This is a genomic window from Photobacterium aquimaris, from assembly GCF_002954455.1.
Taxonomy (GTDB): Bacteria; Pseudomonadota; Gammaproteobacteria; order Enterobacterales; family Vibrionaceae; genus Photobacterium; species Photobacterium aquimaris.
Window position 1 is genome coordinate 365,513 of the sequence record NZ_MSCC01000002.1, and the last position, 9,430, is coordinate 374,942.

General features: G+C 34.5%; 6 protein-coding genes. 3 read left to right on the forward strand and 3 right to left on the reverse strand.

What is annotated here, in order from left to right; all coding sequences use genetic code 11:
* The first annotated feature begins 147 nt into the window (after positions 1–147).
* Both BTN98_RS12605 and BTN98_RS12610 read left to right on the forward strand, forming a co-directional pair.
* Positions 148–1,401 carry a hypothetical protein gene (locus tag BTN98_RS12605; RefSeq protein WP_060996925.1) on the forward strand — a complete coding sequence of 418 codons (1,254 nt, stop codon included), beginning with the start codon at positions 148–150 and terminating at the stop codon, positions 1,399–1,401.
* A complete protein-coding gene (locus BTN98_RS12610) occupies positions 1,394–1,627 on the forward strand; it encodes a hypothetical protein (RefSeq protein WP_060996926.1) in 234 nt (77 codons plus the stop codon). Before BTN98_RS12605 ends, BTN98_RS12610 begins: the two co-directional genes overlap by 8 nt.
* Before the next feature lie 236 nt (positions 1,628–1,863).
* On the opposite strand, the gene BTN98_RS12615 is transcribed toward BTN98_RS12610, so the two are convergent.
* Genes BTN98_RS12615 through BTN98_RS12625 form a run of 3 tightly spaced genes read right to left on the reverse strand, consistent with a single transcriptional unit; the run spans position 1,864 to position 7,718 of the window.
* Positions 1,864–4,944 carry a site-specific integrase gene (locus BTN98_RS12615; RefSeq protein ID WP_060996927.1) on the reverse strand — a complete coding sequence of 1,027 codons (3,081 nt, stop codon included), beginning with the start codon at positions 4,942–4,944 and terminating at the stop codon, positions 1,864–1,866.
* 1 nt (position 4,945) lies between these two features.
* Positions 4,946–7,159: an integrase gene (locus BTN98_RS12620; protein ID WP_231730619.1), complete on the reverse strand. Its 2,214-nt coding sequence runs from the start codon at positions 7,157–7,159 to the stop codon at positions 4,946–4,948.
* Positions 7,152–7,718, reverse strand: coding sequence for a hypothetical protein (locus tag BTN98_RS12625; RefSeq protein WP_060996929.1), 567 nt, complete (start codon positions 7,716–7,718; stop codon positions 7,152–7,154). The genes BTN98_RS12620 and BTN98_RS12625 overlap by 8 nt, the downstream gene beginning before the upstream one ends.
* Before the next feature lie 911 nt (positions 7,719–8,629).
* On the opposite strand from BTN98_RS12625, the gene BTN98_RS12630 reads away from it, so the two are divergent.
* The gene (locus BTN98_RS12630) at positions 8,630–9,277 is read left to right on the forward strand and encodes a hypothetical protein (protein ID WP_060996930.1); all 648 of its coding nucleotides are present in this window, start codon (positions 8,630–8,632) and stop codon (positions 9,275–9,277) included.
* Positions 9,278–9,430 lie beyond the last annotated feature (153 nt).

Here is a 9,430-nt window from a genome sequence, read left to right on the forward strand (position 1 = left end):
GCTAAAAAAAACAACAAAAAAACACCCAATTGTGATCTTTTTATTTATTTTTTTGGTTTTTGGTCTTTTTTTTAATTAAAAATTTGACCAAAACCAAATGATGGCTAATGTGTTTGATATGCCTATAAGACGAGAAGGTAACAATACATGACACAGGTATTACTAAACCAAAGATTCATTGAAGAAATCCAAGCGGCAACGCGAGAAACATTAACCATTGAATTAGGAAAAGATGAAGTTAGTGATGATATTGGCCGTTTTGCAGCTAAGCAGCTTTATTTGGGGGACATAAAAAAATTAGTTGATGAAGATTACATCTTTAGTATGTACCACATTAAAAACCAAGTGCTTTTTTTAGGACAATTACTTAAATCACGAGAAAAATATGACACTCTAATAGATAAAGACAGCATTGAAATCGCAAATGAAATGATTTTTAAAACAAATGTTTATGTAACAATTTGTGCTCTATTATTTGCAATGAAAAAGAAAGAGGAAGGTGAAGATCCTTGCAATAATGACTATTTCAATCAGATTAACCCTAATTGTGATGATATTAATTTGATTAATAGTCGAGATAAAACTAAACCCAGTAAAGTGCTTTCAGACGAAGAGTTTAATGAATTCGGTGATGATTACCCTGCCATATTCAAATGGGTAAATGATCCTTCACGCCGTTTCACACAAGTTCCACCCGTAGGACAATATCCCGTCACAAATATTGATATTATCTATGATTTTTCTGACTTAGCAGGTATTAAAGGGCTAATTATGCCTGAGCTTGAAAGTAAACTAATAGTTCGTAGCCAGGCTCTTTCAAAATCATTTAAAAAAATTATTGGTGATAAAGGTTCTTTAGAACGCTACTGTCATGATCGTACTAGCATATTAGGTCTTAGCTTAGAGTTACGATTTGATTATAAGGCTTTTCTTCCATGGTTAGAAAAAGCAATAAACGAACAACATCGTAATACTATAAAAGTATTAAGTGCTCTAATTTCTGGTTCTATGTCTGAAGATAAACGAATGTATAGTGAAGATATATTAATGAAATTTTCTGATGAAGTTTTTAATATTATTCCACACCCAGAACATAAACCAACAAACAAATTAACCCCTTTTCTATGTACTAATATTGATATCGTCATTGCTGTCGAAAAAACAAAATTCGCTAGTATTTTTATTCCTCGTTATTGTGGTGATAGTGACCTTATTGATGTATTACCGAATGATATATACAAATATTATGCCTTGGTAACGCCTGAAACGACTCCTTATGGTAGAAACAGTAATCTAAGACAAATACCTGAATTAGCTTGGTGTGATCTATTGAAAGTAAAAGTTCGTACACAGCATGATTTTAATAAAATTATGGAATTAATAGGAATTTATAATGAGTAATAAAAGTAATCATATTCAGCGTCGCTTAGGTTTTCTAAAAGTACACAAAATGGAATGCCAAATTACGACAATATCAGGTGCGAAATTTATAGGTATTGTTGCTAGTTTTGATGATACTTCTATTGTTTTGTGTCCTGTTGATAACTCAGACCCAGCAGATCTTATGACTATATCAATGTTTGGATTAGAGTCTATTACATCAATAAACCAAGATCTGTTCGCATAAAATTTGTGGTGTTAAATACTAACAATTAAAGAGGTCGTTTCGGCGGCCTTTGTTGCATCAGATCATTACGATGACTTGGTTCACATAATTATATCAATTTGCATGATAAATTAATAAAAAGCAAAAAGATAATAATTATGAGTATTTGGTCAACAGTTGGTGATTTAGCTAAAAAAGCAGGAAGTGCCGCTTTAGATGAAGGTAAAAATGAGGGGGATGTCGCTCATATACGCATATTAAACTAACCTGACCAAGGCGTTACGTACTCTTGGTGGGTTAATTATTGTATTGGTTTTTTGTTGCTGAGTATTCTTTGGCATAGTGTTATTTTTCAACATCATTATCCCCATCATATGGAACAAATACTGCAGTGTATGTGTTGAATACTTTTTATATCCATGCTGTTTTTTTAATTTTTCCTCGTTTGGACTGATAAATTCAAGCCTTACTGCGCCTTGTGCAAGTTTGCTTTTAGATTTTGATTTTTTCCCCTGTCTTTTCCTTATACTTTTAAGTGCAGACTCCCACTCATTTAAGACGATGCTGTTTTGATGGTATAAGGTGATTGCACGCCATGATGATTTAGGGATCATAAAAGAAAACGTTTCAATGAAGATTTTTAGTTTTTTGGGGTCGTTAAAATATATTCCTGATTTACTAACGCTTGTATTATTTAAAGCGTAAGCAAGCATATCTGACAGAACAGTTTTATTAGTTTTATACTCACTGCGTAATTTAACGATGAGCTTATTGATGAGTTGATTTTCGCCATTTGACGTTAGTTTTGCAGGTAGTAATAAGTGCTCTCTTGCTTTAGTGAAATGGCGAGATTGCGGTATTGCCGTATTAGTTTGTAATGATTTAATGAAATGAGCGTTGGCTAACCACTTATCTAAGTCTTTTTGCTTTATATGGTATTGATGTGTGATTTCCTTAAGAGATACTCCTTTTTGATATTCTTCAAGTACACGATAACAAAGCGTTAAGCTGTTATTTGATACTGTTTGATGGATGTGATCCACTGTAACCCCGTTTTTAACGGTTGAAGGTAATACCATCACGTTGAGTTTCTTAATCAGATAATCGAGATGATTATGCTTGGGATCCTTTATCTGGTACTTGGTTGTCATACCGATCATGATTTTTTGTTTCGTCGTTAATGTGAATTCAGCACGTTTTATTTTCAAGTAAGAAATCAAATCAGAAAAATGGAAGTAGTATGAAAATGTCATCTCTGGTGATTCATGCCCAGCGAATGCTGCGATAGCAAAGTAACCGTTTTGTAATGATCGCCCTTTAATCACTTCTTTGATGCTCTCCATTTGTTGTGTTGAATAAGCACAGAGGTTAGGGATGTTACTTAATTCTTGATTATCAAGTTCAAAAATAAGTTGAAGACGGCTAAAGCAACTATGTCTTAGATGGTGAAAGACAAAATGTTGCAGTCCCGAAAGTGCTTTTAGCGTATTACCAACAAATGCTGAGACTTGAAATGTATCAAAAGGTTGATATGGATTTTGACCAAAACTAAATGCCAGACTTGCAGGTGCTTTACTGAGTAGTTTTTTTTGAGATAAGTGTTGCTTGATGATATCAGATTCATGTTCAAGCAATAGTGGATAGAGTGGTACTTTACGAAGGCTGCTTGCTGTTTTATTGCTACCATATTTATTGTCTCGAATATTAATCCACCCAATATCGGAGACTTCAATATTTTTAAGTTGTAGCTTCATTAACTCACTAAGACGTAACCCGCAGCGATAACTGATAATGCATAAACTTTTTAAGCAACCCTTTTCATCGTTACCTAAATCATTCAGTTTATCTACATGGTTAAGTAGAGCCAAAAATAAATCTTCATCAATAAAACCTGCTCGTGTATGACGTTGTGTAACATCTTGATGAAAATAATGAACGCTTATTTCTGGTAAATATCCATTAAAAACAGAAAAGCTATGGAGATCCTTAAGTCTTTTGGCAAAGTATTCTTGTGAGTGTTTTTTTTCGATTTTATCTATCGTTGCTTCGTAGATGTGTTCTAATGACTCTGCATCAATTTGAGAAAAATCGCAGTCTTGGCAGAGGTGCAACCATCGTCTTGTTAAGCTGGCATGGTATTGTTTTAGCGTTGAAGAAGCACACGAATGACTTTTATGAATAAACCACTTTAATAATATTCTTTCGCCTAAAGACCATTTTTGCTGTGTTAATAAAGTATTAAGCTCAAAACGAATAGTGTTACTGGTGAGTTTCTTAGTTTGGGTTTTATCTTGATAGAAACAGGCTTTAAATTTTGTAAAGAAGTGCTGATCACAAGCTGGTTTAAAGGCTGCCGCTAAGTTGCTTTGTGGGCGACTGGTATTGGTTGCCGTGACATCGAATTCGAAGTGATTCAGTTCATTCACTTTTGGTTGGCTGATCCTTGCAAGATTGTCTGGTCCTATACCGTAAGATTTTATTTTACCAATACGATATTCGACAAGAGCTTGACTAAGTTCGACACTATCGAAATGCTCAGTGGTATAAATTGCAGCCTGACAAAAGCTTTTTAATGTATTGGGAAAGTTATCAGACTGTGTCTCTCCTCCTTTTAGGAAATGGCATAATTTCTTTTCTGATGGTGGCGTCCAACCGTTTTTATTACATTTTAGCCACCGCCGTAATAACCCTAACGTTATAGGGTGAAGGTAACAGGTTTGTATGGTTTTCTTTTCACCATTAATTTTACAGTTGGTGTTTAATTGTGTTGTTGTCAGTTCTAGAGCAGAAAAGACGTGCTTACTCCAATGATGTAATATCAGACTGTCATTGGTTAACTGGTGATGGAAAGAGAGTATGACTTTGTCAAAGCAATGGCCGCTGTGGAAAACTAATGACAGAAGAAGGTTACGATAAATTTCTTTCGTTGATTGTGGTGTTGAACTACACAATAAATTATTAAACCAGTGCTGATAAAAGTCGTTCACTGCCCATGCTTGGTTTAACCATGATTTTGTACGTAATTGTTGAGGCTCTTTGTGAGAGACTAAATACGAAGGGGGAGAGTAAGGCCAACCATAGTTCTCTTTATATTGCTTTAGAGTTTTGACTGCATAATTGAATGCCAGTCTGTAGTTTTTTTTCGTGCCAATAGTCTTATCACAACTATCTAAAAATCGTTGCCACCTTGATTCAAAATCTTGCTTTGATGGAATATTTTTCGGATTAGGAAATGACTTTTTAAAAAGCTCTGTTGCGTGTTGGATAAGCAATTCAATTTCTTTATTCCTTTTCTTACTTCGTGATTCTTCTCTGGCGTTAACACCGACGTTTTTCACGCTAATCCCCCAAACCAATTTCGATAAGATGTTGATTAATAATTTCGCTTATTTGTTGTAATTGTTTTCTACTGAGTTGACTGAATGCATTAAATGCAGGTTTAGCCATATCTTGATGCCCTATCCATGCAGAGATGAGTTCTGGAGCAATATTATGTTTGAAGAGCAGTGACCGGATGTGATGTCTGGCCCAATTGGGTTGCATGGGAAAGGTGCTATCAATGATATGTGTATAGTTCGAAGGTAGAACCTCAAGGATCTTATTTTCTTGTCTGAAAAAGAAAAAGTGAGCTTGATTATTTAAACAATCGTTATAGCGGTCATAGATTTCAGGTGATTGGTTTTCATGGTAGATAATCGCCTGACGTAAATAGTCTATGTAGTCCTGTAAATAATTAATGGCGATACTTGGTAGAATTATACAGCGGCTATTATCTCCAATGGATGAGGCTTTATCTGCAATCCAGTAGCTTTTGGTGGGTAAGTGAAAATCGACCCGTTTTCCAAACCAACCAGAAACAGGACGATAACCTGTAGCGAGCATTAATACTAATTGCGTTATAACTGTAATGTCATTATGTGCTTGTTCTGAAAATTGTTTCGCAGTTTTTTCCTGGTATTTTTGAATTTGTTTTTTTAATGCTCTAAAAAGTAACGTTAACTTTTTATCGTCAAAATGTAATGTGGTTCCAATAAGATATTCTTTATCTGTTGGGTTAATTGATAACAGTTCCGTATTGATTAAAAGAGCTAGGTGTTCTAGATACTGTTGATAGTGATTTAGTAACGTAGAGAGGGGTAATTGTGTGTAATACAGCGCCGGCAAAACCTTAATATCAGTGCCGCTGATAATATGCGTTATAACAGGATCAATTTGTAATTGTGAAAAATGGTAATGAAGATAACCGCTAATTTTTGTTAGGGTAAGGTGAGTGCCTTTACTGTTGTTGATTGCTTGTAAAAAATTTTTAAGTGACGTTTTATCAATGTTTTTAAATTTAAAGCTGCTGAGCCCTGAACTAATGGTATTGGGTAGTGGAAGACAAATTGAATTCTCTACTGGTTGAGTGAGGCACTTTAATTCATCTCTGATGGAATGGCTAGGTAAGGTGTGTTTTCTTAAAATACCTATGATGTGTTTCCTATCGTTTCGGTAAGGTTTGAAACGTTTTACTTGATCATCATTACTACCAGTTAATAACATTAATAATAATAATTTGCTGATATCAGTCTCTTGGTTAATGATAATATTATTGACACAAGCTTCCAGTAGAGTCGTTAATTCTAATTCGGTTGTTGCATAGATGTCACAGGGTAGATGCATTGCTTTTTTTTTGATCTGTGCAAATATTGTTCGAGCTTGTATTGCTGCTAAAGCTTCGCTTTTTGATGTGTTATTTGTGCTTGTAACAATATTAATACTTCGTGAGTCGTTATCTGCACTGTCCTCATTTTGCCAACTCTCTGAGTGTTTAGGTCCGAAATGCAGTTGTGATATTTCTATTGCTTGATCACCTTCGTCATTAAGGACTTCTTTAGGCTTAATGGTTAATGAGCCCGCTTGTCGAAATCGTTGCGTAGATATATATCTATGGTAGCCTCTACTAAAATCGTGACTTGCTTTAAGCGGTCGATTGTAATGTTCCAGTTGATTTCTAATTGGACCGATTGTGGAGGTTGGAGATGATTTATCTACGAGTGAATTAAATAGCTTAACAAGCTCGCTGAAATTATAGCGACCAATATCTGGAAGAAAGCCAGCTAATGTTTCTCTTTTCCCTAAAGAAAACAGTCTAATTTCATCACAAAGTGATTTTATTTTGGCGTCATGCTCACCTATATAAGATAAACGAGTGATAACAAGTAAAGCTAATGCTTTATATTGATCGAATTTGTGCTTGTTATAAGACGTGCGTAATAAGGTTGAGCAAATAAAAGCAGGAATAAAGTGGACGCCAAGTTGTTTTTTTTGGGTAATGTGCTCTAATACCAAAATGGATTCTGGCGGTGTTTCTATTATATTTTTTTTGGCTTCTAGCGTTAATAGGACTTCTTCTTTAAAATGTTGAATGTATTGCGTCGATAATAATGAGCAAAGTCGTAAAACTTCATTTGCAATAGCTGCATTGTATTCTTTATCAAAAGGAAATAAGGCTTTAAAAAATCGATTTATATTTTTTTCTTTAAAGTAACTTTCAATTTCTGATTTATTCACTTCCATCTTCCTGTATTAGTTGTTGGAAAATAGATGATGATTTTTTGTGTGACCGTTTTTCTCTTTGGTATTGCTTAGCTAAAGTATCACGAGAAGAAGAGGTGAGTAGGGCTAACTTCTTTTGTGAGAGAATATTTTTATTAAAAATAGATTTAATATAATAGCTAGGGACTGTGTCATTTAAATTTCGTCTTAATTCCTCAATAGACTGTGAAGAGACAGATGAGATGATGGTGCGCAGAACAGAACGCCATGCCTGCCGTGATATTTCTTCATCGCCTAGGTTGCTAAAAACAATGATGGTGTGCTGTTTAAGATCGAGACTTGTTAAGTTAAAACTTATGTATTCGAAACCTGAAAATATGGCGATTTCATTATTATCTATTCTAATCGCGTGCAGTGTTGAGTCTTTATTTAATTCATCTAGCGTAGCCTTATTAAATAATGTCTTATCGAAGAGGTGTGCTTGATTGTGGAAAAAATTAAAGGCGGGCTGAGCTGCAGTATGTATGTTAATCGTACAATTTTTTTTGTCTGTTTTTGAGAGAAGTTTAGCCAAATCTATATATCCATTTAATTGTTTATAGCTCAAACATTATACAATTAAGTGCATTTGGTTATGTGATCCTCTGCAAATAAATTCATTATGTTTATTTTTTGTTAAATCTAGATTGTGTTTTGTCCGCTTGCTGATTTGTGATGTGAGTGATGAATTGAATCGCAGCACTTAGATATCTAATAAGAGATTTATATCTCTCCGCTACATGACTTTCCTACCAATAATTTAGGCTTCTTCCACCCTGGAGTGTCTGTTTGGCCTAACGCGATATGGATGCCAAATCGGAGATGGTTAGGCGTAGGCCTTTAACTCATCATGACAAGTGGCCACAGCACTTTTTTCATGGGCCTATTATAATAAGTAATCTATCGGCAATGATTTTTTGTGTATTTTTTATACATTAAATTGAGACTGAAAATGTGATAAATAGGTCTTAATTGGTGATATAAATTTGATGAGCAATATAACGCATATGTTTTAAGGTGTTGAAATTAATATAATTAAATTTGTTTCTCTGTTTTTGGTATCTTATTTGTAGGGTGGTTACAAGACTTCCAAGCTTGAGATTATGTGTAAGTGGTGTTTTTGATTTCAATAACACGGTTAACAAAATAGCAAATTCACTTATCTCATGTTAATTATGAACAAACCTATCAAAATACTTCTCATCCTGCCTATTTCCCCTGAACAGCGATCACGTTGTTAGTGCGGGATAGATGCATACTGTTAAATACAGCCGTTTTTAGGAAAAACATAGTAGCTATTAAATTTTCATATAAAACGGCCTCTGTTCAGTGTTCGATTTAGGATGCTCGTTACATTATGAATAGATATTTAATGCAAGTTATTGCTTATAGTCTTTGTGCGTGTATAAAATCCATAACTTATAGTATTAAATGGAATTTATAACGATGAACATCAAAATTATATCTATAGCTCTTGTTGCTGCTTTCAGTTTAGCTGGCTGTAAAAGCACATCTTTAGCTAAAACTAAAGAGACTAAGCGAAGTTATGCAGTTTATGATCTTAAGGTCTCTAAAGGTGTTTCCTCTTCGGATATGTCAAAAGCAATTAAAACGGCTTTACAGGCTAATACATCTAGTGTGAGGATAACTGAAGATTTACCTCCGTATCCTATACCAAAAGAATCACCTCGATTTCAGTTGGTTAATCCTTTTGGTAATAACTCAGCGCTCGCAGCTTTAGCTGGAGGTGCGGCTAAACGTCCTACTTGTGACGGTGCATTAATTTATGCACAGGCTACAGATTCATCTATGAGTTCTCAAGGTGAAAACACTCAGTTCTATACGTGTTTATGGCAATATGATGGCGGGTATCATATTGATATATATACACAATTTGACATTGTTAGTGGTGGGTTGGAAAATTTAGGTAAAGATTTAATTCGGGGTATGATGGGGGATTCAAGTCAATTTATACCTCGTACTATTGCCAGTCTTCGAGATAACCTTGAAGCTTTAAATGTGGACAGTAAATTAGTTACAGCCTACCCCTCTGATTTTGAAGTTCTTCTTAAAGAACGCCAAATTCAACAATAGCTGATTCACAATAACATCAGTAAATAAAACTTTTAAAATGCTGCTTTTTGGCGGTATTTTTTGCATTAGTACGTTACTGCGTGTCGGATCGCATAAAGTTTGTGATGTTAAATGCTAACAATTTAAGAGGTCGCTTAGGCGGCCTTTGTTATG

Bases quoted from the DNA above. Each gene is read 5' to 3' on its own strand.
- BTN98_RS12605 (WP_060996925.1), top strand. From the start codon at position 148: ATGACACAGGTATTACTAAACCAAAGATTCATTGAAGAAATCCAAGCG.
- BTN98_RS12630 (WP_060996930.1), top strand. From the start codon at position 8,630: ATGAACATCAAAATTATATCTATAGCTCTTGTTGCTGCTTTCAGTTTA.
- BTN98_RS12610 (WP_060996926.1), top strand. From the start codon at position 1,394: ATGAGTAATAAAAGTAATCATATTCAGCGTCGCTTAGGTTTTCTAAAA.